Genomic DNA, 19,622 nt, shown 5'->3' with positions numbered 1-19,622 from the left:
TTCAGCCGTTCTTCTCGAACGGCAGCCACCCGTGCCCGATGTACCAGTGTCCGCCCGCCCGCAGATGGTCCCCGACGGCCCGCTCCACGGCCGTGCCGCGCGGCAGGCTCTCGATCGGCAGCTCCGGGTCGCCGAAGACGAACTGGACGGGCTCGGTGTCGGCCGGCTCCCGGTCCTCGCGGGCGATGCGGAACCGCTCCTGGAAGCGGACGATGTTGGAGTCGCCGGGAAGGTACTTCCTGAGCTGCTCGTCCAGCAGCCAGGAGTGACAGGTCGCCACCCGGTACCGCTCCAGCGGGAAGTGCAGCGCGAAGAACTCCCGGGCCAGCGCCAGCGAACGGTCCACCGCGGCCGGGGACATCGGCCCGCGGAAGTCGGGTATGTGCACATGGAGACAGAGCGAGTCCGGACCCACGTCGAACCCCGCCGCCGCGAGCCGCGTCCCGGCGCGCTGCCCGAGCCGTGCCCGCTCGAACTGCAGCCGGCCCAGCTGGTACAGCTCGCCCCGGAAGTGATGGATGAGCCACCAGGGCGCCTGCACGCCCGCCCGGCCGTACCGCCTGCGGTGCACGGCCATGTTCCGCCCGAGGTCCGCGAGAGTGTGCCGGGAGACGTCCGCCGGTATACCGCGCTCGCGGTGGTAGGCGCGGGTGTACGGCAGCGCGGCGACGAACACGTACACGGAGAAGCAGCGCTGCAGCGGGCCCGAGGCCCAGTCGAGGTCGGGCAGGTCGACCGGGCCGCCGACCTCGCCCATCCCCCGGACGAGCTCGTCGACGGACCGCTCCAGGAACGCCCGCAGCTCCGGGTCGTCCGTCACCCGGCGACCCATCCGTACGAGGTCGTTGACGTCCTCATGGGGTACGGACAGGTCGAGCAGCACCTCGGCGAGTTCATCGGTGTCCGGCAGCACTGAGCCCCCTGCGGGAAGAACGAGGAGTACGTTTCAAGAAGGAGTGGTGATCCGATGCGTACAGGCAGTGAGCCTACGACGGCACGCAGTGCACTGCGGGTCCGTTTCTGGCTGTGCGTGTGGGGTGTGCTCTGGGCGATCTTCGGCACCGCCGCGTTCGCGCTGGCCGGACGCCCCGGCTGGGCCGCGGCCTGTGGCGTGCTGTGGCTGGTGATCACGATCGACATGACCATGATCCTGCGGCACATCCGCCAGGGTCCCCACTACCAGCCGGGCCGCGACGTGCCGCCGTATCTCCCGCCCGAGGATCGCCCCCACCGTTCACCGCCGGGGACGCCTCCGGCACCACCGACGCAGAAGTACCCTGACCGCCCGCCGCCCTAGGCCCGCCGGAGAGGGCTCCGTCCCTGCCCGCGCCGCGAGCCGTCGCTCACGCGTCGAACCGCGCCGCCTTCAGGTACTGCGGGTTCGGGTCGAGCGCGGCCGCCAGCCGGAAGTGGCGCTTGGCCTGGCCGGCCCGGCCCTGGCGCTCGTAGGTGCGGGCGAGCGCGAAGTGCGCGAACGCGTTGTCCGGCTCGCGCTCCAGGACGATCGTGAACTCCAGCTCGGCGGGCCGCAGTTGCGCGGCGGCGAAGAAGGCGCGGGCCCGCAGCAGCCGGGCGGCGGTGTTCTCCGGGTGCACGGCGATGACCTCGTCGAGCAGCTTCACCGCACCCCGCGGGTCCCGCGCGGCGAGCAACTGCTCGGCGGCGCGGAAGTCGATGACATGCGTCTCCGGAGTACGTCCGGTCGAACCGCTGGTCTCGGGCACGGCAGAGTCCTTCCCTCACTGCGAGGGTTCAACGCGCGAACGCAGCAGGGCTATTCCTGTGCCGCACGGGACGCCGGGTCCTCCTGGGCCCCGTGCGCCCGCCGCACGAGCTCGTCCCACACGTCCGTCACGCGCCGCTGAAGCTCCTCCAGTGGTACGTCGTTGTCGATGACGATGTCCGCGATCTCCAGGCGCTGTCCACGCGTCGCCTGCGCGGCCATGCGCGCGCGTGCGTCCTCCTCGGCCATGCCGCGCAGCCGGACCAGACGGTCGAGCTGGGTGTCCGGGGCGGTGTCCACGACGACCACCAGGTCGTACAGCGCCGCCAGGCCGTTCTCCGTGAGGAGCGGGACGTCGTGGACGACGACCGCGTCCTCGGCGGCGGCCTCCTCCAGCTCACGGGAGCGGGCGCCGACCAAAGGATGCACGATCGAGTTGAGGACACCGAGCCGGTCGGCGTCCGCGAAGACGATCGAGCCGAGCTTCGGCCGGTCCAGGCTGCCGTCAGCGGCGAGCACGTCCTCGCCGAACGCCTCCACGACGGCGGCGAGACCGGGGGTGCCGGGCGCGACGACCTCCCGCGCGATCCGGTCCGCGTCGATCAGCACGGCCCCGTGTTCCACGAGCAGCCGTGACACCTCGCTCTTACCGGCGCCGATACCGCCGGTCAGGCCCACCTTCAGCATGACCGACAGCTTAGGTCCTGCCACTGACCGCGCACCGGGCAGGACGGGCCCTCACTGCCGGCCGTCCGCTCAGCCGTCGCCCTCGCGCTCGGCCAGGAACCGCTCGAACTCCCGGCCGATCTCGTCCGCCGACGGGATGTCCGCCGGCTCGGCGAGCATGTTGCCGCGGCTCTCGGCGCCGGCGACGGCGTCGTACTGGTGCTCAAGGCCCTCGACGAGGTTGGTGAGCTCCTCGTCGCCCTCACGGATCTGGCGGTCGATCTCGTTCTGTGTGCGGTGGGCGTCGGTGCGCAGGGAGTGCGCGATGCCGGGCAGCACCAGTCCGGTGGCCGCGGTGACGGCCTCCAGGACGGTCAGGGCGGCGTCCGGGTACGGGGAGCGGGCGATGTAGTGCGGGACGTGCGCGGCCACGCCCAGCACGTCGTGCCCGGCTTCCATGAGCCGGTACTCGATGAGGGACTCGGCACTGCCGGGCACCTGCGCCTCGTCGAAGGGGCTGCTGTGGCCCGGGACGAGATCGGTGCGGTTGCCGTGCGGGGTGAGGCCGACCGGGCGGGTGTGCGGGACGCCCATGGGGATGCCGTGGAAGTTCACCGACAGACGTACCCCGAGCCGCTCCACGATCTCCTTGACGGCGGCGGCGAAGCGCTCCCACTCCACGTCCGGCTCGGGCCCGGACAGCAGCAGGAAGGGGGCTCCGGTGGCGTCCTGGACGAGTCGTACCTCGATGGAGGGCACCTCGTAGCCCGCCCAGCGGTCGCGCTTGAACGTCAGCAGCGGCCGGCGGGCGCGGTAGTCCACCAGCCGGTCGTGGTCGAAGCGGGCGACGACCTGGTGGGGCAGTGAGTCCAGGAGCCCGTCGACGATCTGGTCGCCGGTCTCACCGGCGTCGATGTATCCGTCGAAGTGGTAGAGCATGACAAGACCGGCCGACTCCTGGGCGAGCGCCATGTCCACCACGGCGAGGCCCTTCGGCTCCCATGCGTACAAACCCTGCGGATCAAGCACTGTGACCGCTCCTCCTCGTGTCCTTACGTGACAACACCCTTACGGGCGCGGGCATTCCCGCCGGGAGGGGTTCCTGATCTTGCCGGGATGGACAACCCCCTGAGGGGCGCGGGGCTGTGCCGATATGCGGCTCCGCCGCGTGGGCGCGACCAGCCGCGACGGCGCGGCAGACGAACGTCACAGGGGCCGCACCCCGAAAGGTACGGCCCCTGTACTAAGAGCTACTGCTCAGTGGGCGTTCAGCTCTGCCCACCCGCCAGCTTCTCCCGCAGCGCGGCCAGCGCCTCGTCCGAGGCAAGCGCGCCGCTGTTGTCGGCACCCTCGGAGGAGTACGAGCCACCGGACGCGGCCGGGGCCGCACCCGCGTTGTCGCCACCCTCGGCAGCGGCAGCGGCGTCGGCCTCGCGGCTCTTGATGACCTGCTGCTGGTGCTGCTCGAAGCGCTGCTGCGCCTCGGCGTACTGGTTCTCCCAGACCTCGCGCTGCGACTCGAAGCCCTCGAGCCAGTCGTTGGTCTCGGGGTCGAAGCCCTCGGGGTAGATGTAGTTGCCCTGGTCGTCGTACGACGCGGCCATGCCGTACAGGGTCGGGTCGAACTCGACCGTCGCCGGGTCGGCACCGAAGGCCTCGTTGGCCTGCTTCAGCGAGAGGCTGATGCGACGACGCTCGAGGTCGATGTCGATGACCTTGACGAAGATCTCGTCGTTGACCTGGACGACCTGCTCCGGGATCTCCACGTGGCGCTCGGCCAGCTCGGAGATGTGGACCAGACCCTCGATGCCCTCGTCCACGCGGACGAACGCACCGAACGGAACCAGCTTCGTGACCTTGCCGGGCACGACCTGGCCGATCTGGTGGGTGCGGGCGAACTGCTGCCACGGGTCTTCCTGCGTCGCCTTCAGCGACAGGGAGACACGCTCGCGGTCCATGTCGACGTCGAGGACCTCGACGGTGACTTCCTGGCCGACCTCGACAACCTCGGACGGGTGGTCGATGTGCTTCCAGGACAGCTCGGAGACGTGGACCAGACCGTCGACGCCACCCAGGTCCACGAAGGCACCGAAGTTGACGATCGAGGAGACGACGCCGGAACGGACCTGACCCTTCTGGAGGGTCGTGAGGAACGTCTGGCGGACCTCGGACTGGGTCTGCTCCAGCCAGGCACGGCGGGACAGGACCACGTTGTTGCGGTTCTTGTCCAGCTCGATGATCTTGGCCTCGAGCTCCTTGCCGACGTACGGCTGGAGGTCGCGGACACGGCGCATCTCGACCAGGGAGGCCGGGAGGAAGCCGCGGAGGCCGATGTCGAGGATGAGACCACCCTTGACGACCTCGATGACGGTACCGGTGACGATGCCGTCCTCTTCCTTGATCTTCTCGATGGTGCCCCAGGCACGCTCGTACTGGGCACGCTTCTTCGAGAGGATCAGGCGGCCTTCCTTGTCCTCCTTCTGGAGAACAAGGGCCTCGATCTCGTCACCGACGGCGACGACCTCGTTGGGGTCGACGTCGTGCTTGATCGAGAGCTCGCGGCTCGGGATGACACCTTCGGTCTTGTAACCGATGTCGAGCAGGACCTCGTCCCGGTCGACCTTCACGATGACGCCGTCGACGATGTCGCCGTCGTTGAAGTACTTGATCGTCTCGTCGATCGCGGCGAGGAAGGCTTCCTCGTTACCGATGTCGTTGACCGCAACCTGCGGGGTGGTGGCGGTGGTCTCGGTGCTGCTCGTCATGTGGGAAAGGGCTCCGGTACGGACATTGAAGTCGTAGGTACTGCTACGCCGGGAGCCCGTATCGCTCTGAAGAAGCCGGACAGCCAAGGAAGCACCACACAAAATCGTGGGGCGCCTCGAGAACCGAGGGGACATACAACAGATGCGAGCGCAGCCTGCTACGTCTGAGGTGCGCAGGCCCGCAGCGCAACTTGTAGCATACGGGGGCAGCCGGACAGGGTCAATGCGCGAAGCCGCACACCCGGGGCGGATCGCCCCATACCCGGCACAAAACCTGTCTCTTGAGGCCACGCGGGCCTTGGGCAGTCCCTTTCGTGACACCGCCGGGAGGGGCCGCGCCATTCAGGTGACGGAAGAGTACGACGAGGGAGCCGATCATCCAAGAGCCCGTATCGCCCGAGATCGAGTCCGCCGAGCCGGAGGCCACGCGGCGTCAGGCCGACGTCGCCGAGAGTTCCCGCGCCAACCGGGGCTGGTGGGACCGCAACGCGGACGAGTACCAGATCGAGCACGGCACCTTCCTCGGCGACGACCGCTTCGTCTGGGGTCCCGAGGGCCTGGACGAGGTGGAGGCCGAGCTGCTCGGCCCGCCGGAGGACCTCAAGGGCAAGGACGTCCTGGAGATCGGCGCCGGCGCCGCGCAGTGCTCGCGCTGGCTGGCCGCGCAGGGGGCCCGCCCGGTCGCCCTGGACATCTCGCACCGCCAGCTCCAGCACTCGATGCGCATCGGGGGCGCGTTCCCTCTGGTGTGCGCCGACGCGGGCGCTCTTCCCTTCGCCGACGGCTCCTTCGACCTGGCGTGCTCGGCGTACGGCGCGCTGCCGTTCGTCGCGGACCCGGTGCGGGTGCTGCGCGAGGTGCGCCGGGTGCTGCGGCCGGGCGGCCGCTTCGTCTTCTCGGTCACCCACCCGATCCGCTGGGCCTTCCCCGACGAGCCCGGCCCGGAGGGCCTGTCCGTCGCCGCCTCCTACTTCGACCGCACCCCGTATGTGGAGCAGGACGACAAGGGCCGCGCGGTCTACGTCGAGCACCACCGCACCATCGGCGACCGGGTGCGGGACGTCGTGGCCGGCGGGTTCCGGCTGGTGGACCTGGTCGAGCCGGAGTGGCCGGCCTGGAACACCTCCGAGTGGGGCGGCTGGTCGCCGCTGCGCGGGAACCTGATCCCGGGGACGGCGATCTTCGTGTGCGAGCGAAGCGAGACGGGGGCGCCCCCGGCCGGAGGCCGGGGGAGAGACTGAGCGTGTGATCCGTTACGACGCCCTGGACGCGCTGCCCGTACGCGCCGCCCTGCCCGGTCTGACCGACGCCCTGGACGGGCACGGCACGGCGGTGCTCGTGGCGCCGCCCGGAACCGGCAAGACGACCCTGGTACCGCTGGTGCTGGCCGGGCTCCTCGGCGAGGGACCCGCCCGACGGGTCGTCGTCGCCGAGCCGCGGCGGATCGCCGCACGGGCCGCCGCCCGGCGGATGGCGTGGCTGCTGGGCGAGAAGGCCGGCGAGAGCGTCGGCTACACCGTGCGCGGGGAGCGGGTCGTCGGGCGGCACGCGCGCGTGGAGGTCGTCACGACCGGTGTGCTGCTGCAGCGGTTGCAGCGCGACCAGGAGCTCGCGGGCGTGGACGTCGTAGTCCTCGACGAGTGCCACGAGCGGCACCTGGACGCGGACACGGTGGCTGCGTTCCTGTGGGACGTACGGCAGGCACTGCGGCCGGAGCTGCGGCTCGTGGCCGCGTCGGCCACGACGGACGCGCAGGGGTGGGCGCGGCTGCTGGGCGACGCGCCGGTCGTCGAGGCCGAGGGCACCTCGCACCCCGTGGACGTGCTCTGGGCGCCGCCGACGCGTCCCGTACGGCCGCCGCACGGGATGCGGGTCGACCCGGCACTGCTGACGCATGTGGCGTCGGTGGTACGGCGGGCGCTGGCCGAGCGGGCCGGGGACGTGCTGTGTTTCCTGCCGGGCACGGGTGAGATCGCGCGGGTGGCCGGGCAGCTGGGGGATCTCGGGGACGTCGAGGTGCTCCAGGTGCACGGGCGGGCGCCGACGGCCGTGCAGGACGCGGTGCTGGCCGGCGGGGAGCGGCGGCGGGTGGTACTGGCGACGTCCGTGGCGGAGTCGTCGCTGACGGTTCCCGGGGTGCGGGTGGTCGTCGACTCAGGGCTGGCGCGGGAGCCGCGCGTGGACCACGCGCGGGGGCTGAGCGCGCTGACGACGGTGCGGGCCTCGCAGGCGGCCGGGCGGCAGCGGGCGGGGCGGGCCGGGCGTGAGGCGCCGGGCGCGGTGTACCGCTGCTGGGCGGAGGCCGAGGACACCCGGCTCCCCCGCTTCCCGTCCCCGGAGATCAAGGTGGCCGATCTGACGGCCTTCGCCTTGCAGGCGGCGTGCTGGGGCGACCCGGAGGCGACGGGGCTGGCCCTGCTGGATCCGCCGCCGGGCGGCGCGATGGCGGCGGCGAGAAACGTCCTGAGGGCCATCGGTGCCGTGGACACCGACGGCCGCGCCACGCCGCGCGGCACCGCGCTGGCCCGCCTTGGGCTGCATCCCCGTCTGGGGCGGGCACTCCTGGACACGTCCGGCGAGGGCGCCGAGGTGGTCGCGCTCCTGAGCGAGGAGCCCCCCAGGGACTACGGCGACGACCTGGCCGCGGCGCTACGGGCGGCCCGGCAGGGCGGCGACGCCTATGCGGGGCGCTGGCGCGCGGAGGTACGTCGGCTGCGGGCGAACGGCGGGGGCGCGCAGGCGCGGGGCACCGGCGACGGCACGGTGGCGCGGGGCACCGGCGACGGCACGGTGGCGCGGGGCGGGATCACCCACGCGGCGGCGCGCGGCGGGGACGACAGCACCACGGCACCCCGCAGAAGCGCACGGCCCCCGGCACACAACAGGAACGACCACACCCCCGCCCCCGGCAACAGCGACCGCACCCCGGCGCACGACGGAGACGAGCGGACCGCCGGGATCGTCGCCGCCCTCGCGTTCCCCGAGCGGGTCGCCAAGGCCGACGGCGGTTCCTATCTCATGGCTTCCGGGACGCGGGCCGAGTTGCGGGACGGGAGTCCGTTGCGGGGTGCTCCTTGGATCGCCGTGGCTGTGGCGGACCGGCCCGTGGGCAAGGGGCATGCCCGGGTGCAGCTCGCTGCCGCGGTGGACGAGGACACGGCTCGCTCGGCGGCGGCCTCGCTGTATCACTCGGGCCAGGAGGTGCACTGGGCCGACGGTGACGTGGTCGCCCGCCGGGTCGAGCGGCTCGGGGCGATCGAGCTTGCGGTGCGGCCTCTGCGGGACGCCGACCCCGTTCTCGTACGCGAGGCGCTGATCGAAGGGCTGCGGCAGGAAGGGTTCGGTCTGTTGCGGTGGTCCGCCGATGCCGGTGTGCTGCGGCAGCGACTCGCCTTTCTGCGGCTGCATCTCGGGGAGCCGTGGCCCGATGTCTCCGATGACGCGCTGCACGCACGCGTGGACGAGTGGCTGGAACCCGAGCTGGGGCGGGCGCGGCGCCGTGGCGACCTGGCGCGGATCGACGCCGGGGAGGCGCTCGCGCGGCTGCTGCCGTGGGCCTCGGGGGACGCCGGGCGGCTCGACGAGCTGGCGCCCGAGCGGATCACCGTACCCAGTGGGTCCAGGATCCGGATCGACTACGGCGATCCGGAGCGGCCCGTCCTCGCCGTGAAGTTGCAGGAGATGTTCGGCCTGCACGAGTCGCCGGCCGTGGCCGGGGTGCCGCTGCTGGTCCATCTCCTCTCCCCCGCCGGGCGGCCCGCGGCCGTCACCGCCGACCTCGCCTCCTTCTGGAAGGACGGCTACAAGGGCGTACGGGCGGAGCTGCGCGGCCGCTACCCGAAGCACCCGTGGCCCGAGGACCCGGCCGGCGCCGAGCCGACCCGGCACACCAACGCCCGGCTCAGGCGGTGACCGGCTCCGGCTCGGTGTCCCTCGCCGGTTCCGGGTCGCCGGGGCGGCGGCCGCGTGCCTCCAGGTAGAGGGAGAGCGCGAGGAGCAGGACTCCCAGGGTGAGGAAGCCCCATGGCAGGTACGACGTCAGCAGCAGGACCAGGGTGCGGTTGGACTTGACGAGGTCGACGGTGTGGTCGATGTAGTCCTCGCGCATCTTCACGTGGCCCGCGAACGCCGTCACCTTGTCACGGCCGCCGAGCAGGGTGCCGCCGCGCAGTTCCTCCTTGTGGATCTCCTCGCCGTACACGGGTGCCCCGGTGAGGGGTTCGACCCAGAACTTGCGGACGGTGGTGTACCAGCGGGTGGTGCCGGTCTCGGCGACGGACTCCGGTGTGATGCCCTGGACCGGCATCGTCTTCGGGAACGTCACCTTGGTCCACGGGATCGTCTGCTCGAAGTAGTAGACCTCGACGCCACGGAAGTCCTGGGTGCCCTTGTAGTGGATGGGGGCGGTGATCCGTGCCTGGGCGTCGAAGTACTCGTAGTCCCGCTTCTCCGTGAGGAAGGGCCACTTGAACTCGATGCCCTGCCGTTCGACCGGATCGCCGTCGACCATCTCGCCGGTGGCGTGGACGGGCTCCTGGCTGTGGGCGTCGAAGATGTAGCGCTCGGGGATCTTGGAGACCATCTTGCCGTCGGGGCCCACGACGTAGGACAGGCCGTCCCAGACGACGACGTCCTTGCCGGCGGTCCTCTCGATCTTCTCCGACTCCTCGACGTTGCCCTTCAGCGTCTGCACGATGGTGACCTCGGGGACCTTGCGGGCCTTCATCGTGCCGTAGTCGAGGAGGGTCGCGTCCTTCGCCTCCAGGACCATGTCCTGGTACTGGTTCGCCGGGATCTTCGCCAGGCGCGGGAAGGCGTACCAGCGCAGCAGCGGGGACAGGGCCGCGAAGAACACGGCGAGGGCGAGCAGGATCAGACTGGCCTTGCGGCGCATCTCGGCCTCCCTCCCGGACGGGCGGTTACGGGTGTGCGGGCACCGTCGTCAGCAGTGGCTTCGGGGAGGTCTCGCCCGCCGGTGAGCCCATCGCGGTGAGCGCGAGGACCAGGGCGAGCGCGACGGCGAGACCGGTCGCGGCGGCGATCAGGGCGCGCATAACGGGCCTCCCGGAACCCCGGAGCTGGTTCATCTGCTCCCGCGGCTTCATCGGCTTCATCGACTTCATCTGATACTTCGTCAGGTCCGGCACCGTAGCAATGCTCGGGCGAGATGAGAACACGTTGCACACACAGACGAAGGGCGCCCTGTCCGCCGAAGCGGAAGAGCGCCCTTCGTACGGGTGCCGGTGGTGCTACGCGCTCGGGCTCGGGCTCGGGCTCGGCGAGTCCGTGCCGGACGCCGGCTCCGAGGGGGTCGGGCTGGGCGACGTGTCGGCCGCCGCGACCTTGAGCTCGACCGTCAGGGTCGCGCCGCCCGCGGTGTTGATGCGGAGCAGGAACGTGCCGGTGGTGTCGTCGGCGTACAGCTCGGGAAGCTTGAGCAGGCCGTTCTCGTCCGTCGTCAGATCGGTGAGGGTGCGCACCGCCTTGTCGTCGGCGTCCTTGAAGTAGGGGCCCTTGTCGTTCTCGGTCGCGTCGTCCGCCGACTTGATGAGCGTGGCGGTGGCCGCGACCTTGTCCGCGACGGCGCCCTGGTAGGTCGCCTTCACCTCGACCTGGCCGGCGAACTCGCCGCCCGGGGTGCAGGTCAGGGCGTCCTCGCCGGTACGGACGAGGGTGTCGGCGGCGCGCTCGGTGACGGTGGCGGTGTAGTCGAGGCCGCTGACGGTGCGGCCGACGACCGTGGCGCGTACGACGAACTCGCCGGTGTCCTCGCCCGCCTTGAGCGCGGGCGCCACCGCTTCACCGATGCTGCCGGTGAGGACCGTGGCGTACTTCTCGCCGGTGCTGAACGCGGCGTCGGTGGCGCCGACGATCGCGAAGCGGATGCGGACCCTCGGGACCGCCTTGCCGGCCTTGGTCTCGGCGCGGGCGGTGATCTTCTCGGTGAACACGTCGCCCGCCATCGCACTGAGCTTGGCGGTCCCCGCGTCCTCCAGGTGGTGGACGGTGTCGGTGGGGGTGGGGGTAGGGGTGGGCGTCGGTGTGGCGGGCGGCGTCGTGCTCGGCGGCGGGGTGGGCTTCGGGCTCGCGGAGCCGCCGTCGCTGCCGCCGGGCCTGGGAGTGCTCGGCGATGACGGAGTGGTCGGGGTGGTCGGGGTGCCGGGCGTCGTCGGCGTGGGGCTCGCGCCCGCCGTGTCGTCGCTGCGGTCGGAGGGGAGGGTGCCCGTGCCGTCCGGGATCTCGTGCGTGCCCTTGCGGTAGTAATCCAGCCACCTCAGGACGAGGTTCAGATAGTCCCGCGAGTTGTTGTAGCTGAGGATCGCGCTGTCGAGGTCGCCCTTGGTGGACAGGTCCCAGCCGAAGCGGCACAGGTAGTGGCCGGCGGCGAGCGCGGCGTCGTAGACGTTGTTCGGGTCCTTCTTGCCGTCGCCGTTGCCGTCGCGGCCGGCCCACTCCCAGGTGGACGGGATGAACTGCATGGGGCCGACGGCACGGTCGTAGGAGCTGTCGCCGTCGTAGGCGCCGCCGTCGGTGTCGCTGATGCTCGCGAAGCCGTTGCCGTTCAGCTGCGGGCCGAGAATCCTGGAGAGGGTGTTGCCGTTCGCGTCGACCCGGCCGCCGCGGGCCTGGCCCGACTCGACCTTGCCGATGGCGGCGAGCAGCTGCCAGGGGAGGTTGCAGCCGGGCTTGGACTGCTGGAGCGCGGTCGCGGCCTTCTTGTAGGCGTCGAGAACGGTCGCGGGTATGCCCGACTCACTCGTGCCCTGGGTGACCGGGGTACTGGTGGTGGGCGAGGGGTTGGGGCTGTTGAGCGGCGGCAGGTCCGTGTAGTACGGGGAGTTGCCGGTCGCGCTGTCCCCGGCGGGCGTGTCCGGTGCGGGCTGGGTGCCGGTGGTGACCTTTCTGCCGGCGTCGTCGGTCGTCACTCCCGGAGCCTGGGACGCGGCCAGCGCCGCGACCACGACCGCGGCGACCGTGGTGTTCACCGCGCCCTTGCGGAGCCTGCCGAATTGCGCCGCCATGAAATGGACCCCTCCCGCGGACGCCCGAGCGCCCATCTCTGCCTGCCGAGCAGCCCTGCCCGCCCTTGTAGTGACGATCGACCGGCCGCGACAGTTGCCCTCGCGGCACACCTTCGTCGCTGTTCATCTGTTCGACCGCATTCCCGTGCCGCGGCGACCCAGGCGACCCTACGACAACTTCCTTTGCACGGTCACCCGTTGGCGTCCGATTTTTACCCCTTGGCCGGGTGAGAGATGTTCGTCGTACGCCCCGCATACTGGCTACTCCGACGACCTGGATGGACCGGTCCCGCAACACCCCGCGCAAGGAGTCCCGTTGCCGTTCACGCTCAGCCACGCGGCGGCCGTACTGCCGGCCGTCCGCACCGACGGAACCGGCCGCGGCACGCTCGTACCGGCCATGCTGGTGGCGGGTTCCTTCTCTCCCGACATGACCTATTACGCGGCGAGTGTCCTGCCCGAGGCGATGGAATTCGGCGACGTCACGCACTCGTTCGCGGGCGTCTTCACGGTCGACGTGGTGGTCGCCCTGGCGCTGGTGGGCCTGTGGCTCCTGCTGCGCGAACCGCTCGTGGCGCTGCTGCCCGCGCGACGTCAGGCGCGGGTGGCCACGCTGCTGCGCTGCGGGGCGCCACGCGCGCGTGTACTGCCGTCGGTGGCGGCGCGCTGGTACGCCTCGGCCGTGCTCGGCTCGCTGACGCATGTCGTGTGGGACGCCTTCACGCATCTCGACCGCTGGGGGATGCGGCTGTTCCCCGTGCTGGGCGAGGAGATCGCGGGTTCACCGCTGTACTGGTACCTCCAGTACGGCGGTTCGGCGGTGGCCGCGGTCGTCATCGCCGCGTTCGTGGTCGTGGCGCTGCGGCGGACTCCCCCGGCCGCGCCCGTCGGGGTCGCGGCGCTTTCGGTACGGGACCGGTGGTGGGCCGGTGCCGTGATCGGCGGCCTGGCCACGGTGGCCGCGGTGCAGCGGGCGTCGCGGTGGTGGGCGTACTGGGGGTCGACCGCCAAGTACTGGGAGCTGATTCCCACGCTGTGCTTCGGGGCGGGCGCGGGGCTCGTGCTCGGGCTGGTGCTGTACGCCCTCGGGGTCAGAGTGTGGCGTCCGGTTCCGCGCCCGGGCAGTGCGGGGGCCGGTGGGGCGGGGCGGGAGCCGAGCCGTCCGGCTGCTCGCTGAGAGCGCGGGCCGTCGCGACGAACAGCTTGACGGTGCGCAGGGGGCGCCGGCGCGGGAGTGCGGTGCGGGTGAGGGCGGCGAGCCGGGCTCGGAGGGTCGCCGCCGTCCGCCGCAGGGGGGCGATCAGGTCGGCCGGGATGCGGGCGGTGCTCGCGTCGGCCGCGAAGAGCGGGACCTTGGGCGGCTTCGCGGAGGGGGCTTCCTGGCTGTCCACGTTCGCCGGTGCCGGGGCCGTCCGGCGGTGGAGCGTGCGTATACCCATGCCCGCATCCTTACGGGCGGGGGGTGGCGGAAGCGTGTTTGCGGGGGCCACGTGGGTGACGGGCCCTCCGGGGTTGGGCCGGGGCCTGTGCGTCTGCCGGGTCGCGGTTCGTGTGGGGCTGCGGGTCTGTGGGGGCTGATCGCGCAGTTCCCCGCGCCCCTGAAGACGGCGGGTGTGTGGGGGCCGGTCGCACAGTTCCCCGCGCCCTCAAAACTGCGCGTGCGGGGGCCGGTCGCGCAGTAACCCGCGCCCCTGAAGACGGCAGGTGTGTGGGGCCGGTCGCACAGTTCCCCACGCCCCTGGAGGCCCTGGCATGCCGTGGGCGGTGCCGCCGCGTCTGCCGGGTCGCGGTTCGTGTGGGGCTGCGGGTCTGTGGGGGCTGATCGCGCAGTTCCCCGCGCCCCTGAAGACGGCGGGTGTGCGGGGACCGGTCGCACAGTTCCCCGCGCCCCTCAAAACTGCGCGTGCGGGGGCCGGTCGCGCAGTAACCCGCGCCCCTGAAGACGGCGGGTGTGCGGGGACCGGTCGCACAGTTCCCCGCGCCCCTCAAAACTGCGCGTGCGGGGCCCGGTCGCGCAGTAACCCGCGCCCCTGAAGACGGCGGGTGTGTGGGGCCGGTCGCGCAGTTCCCCGCGCCTCTGAAGACGGCGGGTGTGTGGGGCCGGTCGCACAGTTCCCCGCGCCTCTGAAAACTGCGGGCCCGTTGTGGCTGGTCGCGCAGTTCCCCACGCCCCTTTGGGGCGATGAGTGCCGGGGCGGCCGATGGCCGGCCCGGCACTCGTCCCGGCTGAACGCCGGAGGCGCTAGTGGGCTGCCGATTCCCAGTTCGGGCCGTCGCCGACCGAGACTCCCAGGGGGACGTTGAGGTGGACGGCGTCGGACATCTCGCGGCGGACCAGGGTCTCGGCCGCCTCGCGTTCGCCGGGGGCGATCTCCAGGACGATTTCGTCGTGGACCTGGAGGAGCATGCGGGAGGTGAGGTTCTCCTCGCGCAGGGCCCGGTCCACGTTCAGCATGGCGATCTTGACGATGTCCGCCGCCGTGCCCTGGATGGGGGCGTTGAGGGCCATGCGCTCGGCCGCCTCACGGCGCTGGCGGTTGTCGCTGTTGAGGTCGGGGAGGTAGCGGCGGCGGCCGAAGAGCGTCGCCGTGTAGCCGGTCGCGCGTGCCTCGTCGACCGCGCGGCGGAGGTAGTCGCGTACGCCGCCGAAGCGCTCGAAGTAGGCGTCCATCAGGGCACGGGCCTCGCCCGCGTCGATGTTCAGCTGCTGCGAGAGGCCGAAGGCCGACAGGCCGTACGCCAGGCCGTAGGACATGGCCTTGATCTTGCGGCGCATCTCCGCGTCCACCGCGCCCGGCTCCACGGCGAACACCTGTGAGGCGGCCGTGGTGTGCAGGTCCTCGCCCGAGGTGAACGCCTCGATCAGACCCTCGTCCTCGGACAGGTGGGCCATCACGCGCAGCTCGATCTGGCTGTAGTCGGCGGTCATCAGGGACTCGAATCCCTCGCCGACCACGAAGCCCCGGCGGATCGCCCGGCCCTCGTCCGTGCGGACCGGGATGTTCTGGAGGTTCGGGTCCGTGGAGGACAGCCGGCCCGTCGCCGCGACCGTCTGGTTGAAGGTGGTGTGGATACGGCCGTCGGCGGCGATCGTCTTGATCAGGCCCTCGACGGTGACCCGCAGCTTCGCCTGCTCGCGGTGGCGCAGCATGATGACCGGCAGTTCATTGTCGGTCTGGCCGGCCAGCCAGGCCAGGGCGTCGGCGTCCGTGGTGTAGCCGGTCTTCGTCTTCTTCGTCCTGGGCAGGGCCAGTTCGCCGAAGAGGACCTCCTGGAGCTGCTTGGGCGAGCCCAGGTTGAACTCGTGCCCGGCCGCCGCGTGCGCCTCCTTCACGGCCTGCTGCACGGCGCCCGCGAACATCTGCTCCATGGCCTCCAGGTGCGCCCGGTCGGCCGCGATGCCGTGCCGCTCCATGCGCGCCAGCAGGGCGGAGGTGGGCAGTTCCATGTCGCGCAGCAGGTCGGCCGCGCCGACCTGCTCCAGGCGGGCGTCGAAGGCCTCCCCCAGGTCGAGGACCGCGCGGGCCTGGACCATCAGTGCCTCGGCCTCGGCGCCGTCGTCCGTGCCGAAGGCGAGCTGGCCGTCGGCCGCGGCGGCCGGGGCGAGCTCGCGGTGGAGGTACTCCAGGGACAGCGCGTCCAGGTCGAAGGAGCGCCGGCCCGGTTTCACGAGGTAGGCGGCGAGCGCGGTGTCCATGCGGACGCCCTCGATGCTCCAGCCGTGCTCGGCGAAGACGCGCATCGCGCCCTTGGCGTTGTGGAAGACCTTCGGCCTGGCGGCGTCGGCCAGCCAGGCCGCGAACGCCTGCTCGTCGGCCTCGTCCAGCTGCGCGGGGTCGAACCAGCCGGCCGCGCCGTCGCCCGCCGCGAGCGCCACCTCGGCGACCGAGCCGGTGCCCAGCGCCCAGGTGTCGACGGTGGCGACGCCGAGGACGTCGCCCGCGTGCTCCGCCAGCCAGGGCGCCACCTCGCCGGTGCCGAGCACCGCGCCGTCGATCTCCACGCCGTCGGTGTCGATCGGGGTGGCCTCGGCCTCCTCGGCGCCGGGGTCGACGCCGAAGAGCCGCTCACGCAGGGACGGGTTCCTGATCTCCAGGGTGTCCAGCACCAGGGAGACGGCCTTGCGGTCGTACGGCTCACGCGCCAGGTCGGTGACCGTCTTGGGCAGCTCGACCTGGCGCTCCAGCTCGGTGAGGCGACGGTTGAGCTTGACCGCGTCCAGGTGGTCGCGGAGGTTCTGGCCGGCCTTGCCCTTGACCTCCTGCACGCGCTCGACCAGCTCCGTGAACGAGCCGAACTGGTTGATCCACTTCGCGGCGGTCTTCTCGCCGACGCCCGGGATGCCCGGCAGGTTGTCCGACGGGTCGCCACGCAGGGCAGCGAAGTCGGGGTACTGGGCGGGTGTCAGGCCGTACTTCTCGAAGACCTTCTCCGGGGTGAAGCGGGTCAGCTCGGAGACGCCCTTCGTCGGGTACAGGACCGTGGTGTGGTCGCTGACCAGCTGGAAGGAGTCGCGGTCGCCGGTGACGATCAGCACCTCGAAGCCGTCGGCCTCGGCCTGGGTGGCGAGGGTGGCGATCACGTCGTCGGCCTCGAAGCCGTCGACGGCGAAGCGCGAGACATGCATCGCGTCGAGGAGCTCGCCGATCAGCTCGACCTGCCCCTTGAACTCGTCGGGGGTCTTGGAGCGGTTCGCCTTGTACTCCGTGAACTCCGCGGAGCGCCAGGTCTTGCGGGACACGTCGAAGGCCACGGCGAAGTGCGTGGGCGCCTCGTCGCGCAGGGTGTTGGCCAGCATCGACGCGAAGCCGTAGATCGCGTTCGTCGGCTGGCCCGTCGCGGTCGTGAAGTTCTCCGCGGGGAGCGCGAAGAACGCGCGGTAGGCCAGCGAGTGCCCGTCCATGAGCATCAGGCGGGGCCGGCTGCCCCCGGGGTTGCTGTCGGTCTTCTTCGATGCTGTCTCTGCCACGCCCCCGATCCTGCCACGCCCCACTGACACCCGGTGCCCATCGGGGGTGCGGCCCTGTGGAGGGGATGTGCGGGCCCGTGGGGGCGGGGGTTCCAGGTACCGGGACACCTCACCGAGTTGTCGGACCCACGTGCGAGGATCGGAGATGTAGCTCACACGTGTACGTGAAGAGGAGTGCGCGATGGCCACCAAGCCGCCCAAGGGTGATCCGGTTCAGGACGCGCCGCAGGTCGCCCCACCGCAGCATGCGGCGGCGGGGCTGCCCGCCATCGGGCACACCCTGCGCATCGCGCAGCAGCAGATGGGCGTGAAGCGGACCATGCTGACGCTCCTCAGCGTCAATCAGAAGAACGGCTTCGACTGCCCGGGCTGCGCCTGGCCGGAGCCGGACCACCGGCACAAGGCGGAGTTCTGCGAGAACGGCGCGAAGGCTGTCGCCGAGGAGGCGACCCTGCGCCGGGTCACCCCGGAGTTCTTCGCCGCGCACTCCGTCGCCGACCTCGCGACCCGCAGCGGGTACTGGCTGGGGCAGCAGGGCCGGCTGACGCACCCGATGTACCTCCCGGAGGGCGGCACGCACTACGAGCCGGTCACCTGGGAGCGGGCCTTCGACATCGTCGCCGAGGACATCGCCGCCCTCGACTCCCCCGACGAGGCCGTCTTCTACACCTCCGGCCGCACCAGCAACGAGGCCGCGTTCCTCTATCAGCTCTTCGCGCGCGAGCTCGGCACGAACAACCTGCCGGACTGCTCCAACATGTGCCACGAGTCGTCCGGCTCCGCGCTCTCCGAGACCATCGGCATCGGCAAGGGCAGCGTCCTGCTCGACGACCTGTACAAGGCCGAGCTGATCATCGTCGCCGGGCAGAACCCCGGGACCAACCACCCGCGCATGCTGTCCGCCCTGGAGAAGGCCAAGGCGAACGGCGCGAGGATCATCACCGTCAACCCGCTGCCCGAGGCGGGCCTGGAGCGCTTCAAGAACCCGCAGACCCCGCAGGGCATGCTCAAGGGCGCCGCGCTCACGGACCTGTTCCTCCAGATCCGGATCGGCGGCGACCAGGCCCTGTTCCGTCTCCTCAACAAGCTGATCCTTCAGACCGAGGGCGCGGTCGACGAGGAGTTCGTGCGCGAACACACCCACGGCTACGAGGAGTTCGCCGGGGCCGCGCGCGCCGCCGACTGGGACGAGACCCTGACGGCGACCGGGCTCACGCGCGAGGACATCGACAGGGCCATGGAGATGATCCTGGCCTCGCGGCGCACCATCGTGTGCTGGGCGATGGGCCTGACCCAGCACAAGCACTCGGTGCCGACGATCCGCGAGGTCGTCAACTTCCTTCTGCTGCGCGGCGACATCGGCCGCCCGGGCTCGGGCGTGTGCCCGGTACGCGGCCACTCCAACGTGCAGGGCGACCGCACGATGGGCATCTTCGAGCGGCCGGCCCCGGCCTTCCTGGACGCCCTGGAGAAGGAGTTCGGCTTCGCGCCGCCGCGCGAGCACGGCTTCGACGTCGTGCGGGCCATCCGGGCGATGCGCGACGGCGAGGCGAAGGTCTTCTTCGCGATGGGCGGCAACTTCGTGGCCGCCACTCCCGACACCGACGTCACCGAGGCGGCCGTGCGGCGCGCCCGGCTGACCGTGCACGTGTCGACGAAGCTCAACCGCAGCCATGCCGTCACGGGCGCCCGCGCGCTGATCCTGCCGACGCTCGGCCGCACCGAGCGCGATCTCCAGGGCAGCGGCGAGCAGCTCGTGACCGTCGAGGACTCGATGGGCATGGTGCACGCCTCCCGCGGCCGGCTGGAGCCGGCGAGCGGGCATCTGCTGTCGGAGCCGGCGATCGTATGCCGTCTGGCGCGGCGGGTACTGGGCGAGAGCAGCCTCACGCCGTGGGAGGAGTTCGAGAAGGACTACGCGACGATCCGCGACCGCATCGCACGCGTCATCCCCGGCTTCGAGGACTTCAACGCGCGCGTGGCCCGCCCCGGCGGCTTCACGCTCCCGCACGCCCCGCGCGACGAGCGCCGCTTCCCGACGGCGACCGGCAAGGCCAACTTCACGGCGGCCCCGGTCGAGTACCCGGAGCTCCCCGAGGGGCGGCTGCTGCTCCAGACCCTGCGGTCGCACGACCAGTACAACACCACGATCTACGGCCTCGACGACCGTTACCGGGGCATCCGGAACGGCCGCCGGGTCGTCATGATCAACCCCGAGGACGCACAGCGCCTGAAGATCGCCGACGGCTCGTACGTCGATCTGGTCGGCGAGTGGAAGGACGGCGTCGAGCGGCGGGCGCCCGGCTTCCGGGTCGTGCACTATCCGACGGCCCGCGGCTGCGCGGCCGCGTACTACCCCGAGACCAATGTCCTGGTCCCGCTGGACGCCACCGCGGACACCAGTAACACCCCGGCCAGCAAGTCCGTCGTCGTCCGTCTGGAACAATCGGCGACCGACTGAGCGTTTGCTCAGTCGT

At 71.5% G+C, this 19,622-nt stretch carries 15 protein-coding genes; 5 read left to right on the top strand and 10 right to left on the bottom strand.

Annotated features, from left to right (window positions below; translation table 11 throughout):
* Position 1 precedes the first annotated feature (1 nt).
* Entirely contained in the window at positions 2 to 913 is a 912-nt protein-coding gene (locus tag AC3ETA_RS25435; protein ID WP_432195205.1) for an acyltransferase domain-containing protein, read from the bottom strand.
* Positions 914 to 967: 54 nt separating this feature from the next.
* Here AC3ETA_RS25435 and AC3ETA_RS25430 point away from each other — a divergent pair, with 54 nt between their 5' ends.
* On the top strand, positions 968 to 1,297 hold the full coding sequence (locus AC3ETA_RS25430; protein WP_432195204.1) for a DUF6343 family protein: 330 nt from the start codon (positions 968 to 970) through the stop codon (positions 1,295 to 1,297).
* Positions 1,298 to 1,343: 46 nt separating this feature from the next.
* Here AC3ETA_RS25430 and AC3ETA_RS25425 read toward each other — a convergent pair whose 3' ends face one another.
* From AC3ETA_RS25425 to rpsA, 4 genes are all read right to left on the bottom strand, one after another.
* Entirely contained in the window at positions 1,344 to 1,724 is a 381-nt protein-coding gene (locus AC3ETA_RS25425; protein ID WP_393508619.1) for a tetratricopeptide repeat protein, read from the bottom strand.
* Positions 1,725 to 1,774: 50 nt separating this feature from the next.
* The gene (gene coaE / locus AC3ETA_RS25420) at positions 1,775 to 2,410 is read right to left on the bottom strand and encodes a dephospho-CoA kinase (RefSeq protein ID WP_432195203.1); all 636 of its coding nucleotides are present in this window, start codon (positions 2,408 to 2,410) and stop codon (positions 1,775 to 1,777) included.
* Positions 2,411 to 2,479: 69 nt separating this feature from the next.
* Complete coding sequence (locus AC3ETA_RS25415) at positions 2,480 to 3,418, bottom strand: PAC2 family protein (protein ID WP_432195202.1); 939 nt, start codon at positions 3,416 to 3,418, stop codon at positions 2,480 to 2,482.
* A gap of 239 nt (positions 3,419 to 3,657) precedes the next feature.
* Positions 3,658 to 5,154, bottom strand: coding sequence for a 30S ribosomal protein S1 (rpsA, locus tag AC3ETA_RS25410; protein WP_432195201.1), 1,497 nt, complete (start codon positions 5,152 to 5,154; stop codon positions 3,658 to 3,660).
* A gap of 374 nt (positions 5,155 to 5,528) precedes the next feature.
* Between rpsA and AC3ETA_RS25405 the strand changes: the two genes are divergently transcribed.
* Positions 5,529 to 6,395, top strand: a complete 867-nt coding sequence (locus AC3ETA_RS25405; protein ID WP_432195250.1) for a class I SAM-dependent methyltransferase — start codon at positions 5,529 to 5,531, stop codon at positions 6,393 to 6,395.
* 4 nt (positions 6,396 to 6,399) lie between these two features.
* On the top strand, positions 6,400 to 9,066 hold the full coding sequence (locus tag AC3ETA_RS25400; RefSeq protein ID WP_432195200.1) for an ATP-dependent RNA helicase: 2,667 nt from the start codon (positions 6,400 to 6,402) through the stop codon (positions 9,064 to 9,066).
* Here AC3ETA_RS25400 and pgfA read toward each other — a convergent pair.
* The 3 genes from pgfA to AC3ETA_RS25385 form a co-directional block, all read right to left on the bottom strand.
* Entirely contained in the window at positions 9,056 to 10,048 is a 993-nt protein-coding gene (gene pgfA, locus AC3ETA_RS25395; protein ID WP_432195199.1) for a cell envelope lipid trafficking protein PgfA, read from the bottom strand. The genes AC3ETA_RS25400 and pgfA overlap by 11 nt on opposite strands.
* A 25-nt stretch (positions 10,049 to 10,073) precedes the next feature.
* Positions 10,074 to 10,208, bottom strand: coding sequence for an SPW_0924 family protein (locus AC3ETA_RS25390; RefSeq protein ID WP_107438846.1), 135 nt, complete (start codon positions 10,206 to 10,208; stop codon positions 10,074 to 10,076).
* Between the two features lie 195 nt (positions 10,209 to 10,403).
* Complete coding sequence (locus AC3ETA_RS25385; protein WP_432195198.1) at positions 10,404 to 12,176, bottom strand: lytic transglycosylase domain-containing protein; 1,773 nt, start codon at positions 12,174 to 12,176, stop codon at positions 10,404 to 10,406.
* Positions 12,177 to 12,492: 316 nt separating this feature from the next.
* Between AC3ETA_RS25385 and AC3ETA_RS25380 the strand changes: the two genes are divergently transcribed.
* Positions 12,493 to 13,353 carry a DUF4184 family protein gene (locus tag AC3ETA_RS25380; protein ID WP_432195197.1) on the top strand — a complete coding sequence of 287 codons (861 nt, stop codon included), beginning with the start codon at positions 12,493 to 12,495 and terminating at the stop codon, positions 13,351 to 13,353.
* Here the strand turns inward: AC3ETA_RS25380 and AC3ETA_RS25375 are convergent.
* Both AC3ETA_RS25375 and polA read right to left on the bottom strand, forming a co-directional pair.
* On the bottom strand, positions 13,268 to 13,615 hold the full coding sequence (locus AC3ETA_RS25375; RefSeq protein ID WP_432195196.1) for a hypothetical protein: 348 nt from the start codon (positions 13,613 to 13,615) through the stop codon (positions 13,268 to 13,270). The genes AC3ETA_RS25380 and AC3ETA_RS25375 overlap by 86 nt on opposite strands.
* Positions 13,616 to 14,418: 803 nt before the next feature.
* Entirely contained in the window at positions 14,419 to 17,145 is a 2,727-nt protein-coding gene (gene polA / locus AC3ETA_RS25370; protein WP_432195195.1) for a DNA polymerase I, read from the bottom strand.
* A 181-nt stretch (positions 17,146 to 17,326) separates the two neighbouring features.
* On the opposite strand from polA, the gene AC3ETA_RS25365 reads away from it, so the two are divergent.
* The gene (locus AC3ETA_RS25365) at positions 17,327 to 19,606 is read left to right on the top strand and encodes an FdhF/YdeP family oxidoreductase (protein WP_432195194.1); all 2,280 of its coding nucleotides are present in this window, start codon (positions 17,327 to 17,329) and stop codon (positions 19,604 to 19,606) included.
* The last annotated feature ends 16 nt before the right edge of the window (positions 19,607 to 19,622 follow it).

Source organism: Streptomyces sp. bgisy027 (assembly GCF_057710365.1).
This window is presented reverse-complemented; position numbering and strand designations above follow the sequence as displayed.

What these genes read in the sequence shown, in the direction of transcription:
- AC3ETA_RS25430 (WP_432195204.1), top strand. Translation starts at nt 968, where the DNA reads ATGCGTACAGGCAGTGAGCCTACGACGGCACGCAGTGCACTGCGGGTC.
- coaE (WP_432195203.1), bottom strand. Translation starts at nt 2,410, where the DNA reads ATGCTGAAGGTGGGCCTGACCGGCGGTATCGGCGCCGGTAAGAGCGAG.
- rpsA (WP_432195201.1), bottom strand. Translation starts at nt 5,154, where the DNA reads ATGACGAGCAGCACCGAGACCACCGCCACCACCCCGCAGGTTGCGGTC.
- pgfA (WP_432195199.1), bottom strand. Translation starts at nt 10,048, where the DNA reads ATGCGCCGCAAGGCCAGTCTGATCCTGCTCGCCCTCGCCGTGTTCTTC.
- AC3ETA_RS25390 (WP_107438846.1), bottom strand. Translation starts at nt 10,208, where the DNA reads ATGCGCGCCCTGATCGCCGCCGCGACCGGTCTCGCCGTCGCGCTCGCC.
- AC3ETA_RS25385 (WP_432195198.1), bottom strand. Translation starts at nt 12,176, where the DNA reads ATGGCGGCGCAATTCGGCAGGCTCCGCAAGGGCGCGGTGAACACCACG.
- AC3ETA_RS25375 (WP_432195196.1), bottom strand. Translation starts at nt 13,615, where the DNA reads ATGGGTATACGCACGCTCCACCGCCGGACGGCCCCGGCACCGGCGAAC.
- AC3ETA_RS25365 (WP_432195194.1), top strand. Translation starts at nt 17,327, where the DNA reads ATGGCCACCAAGCCGCCCAAGGGTGATCCGGTTCAGGACGCGCCGCAG.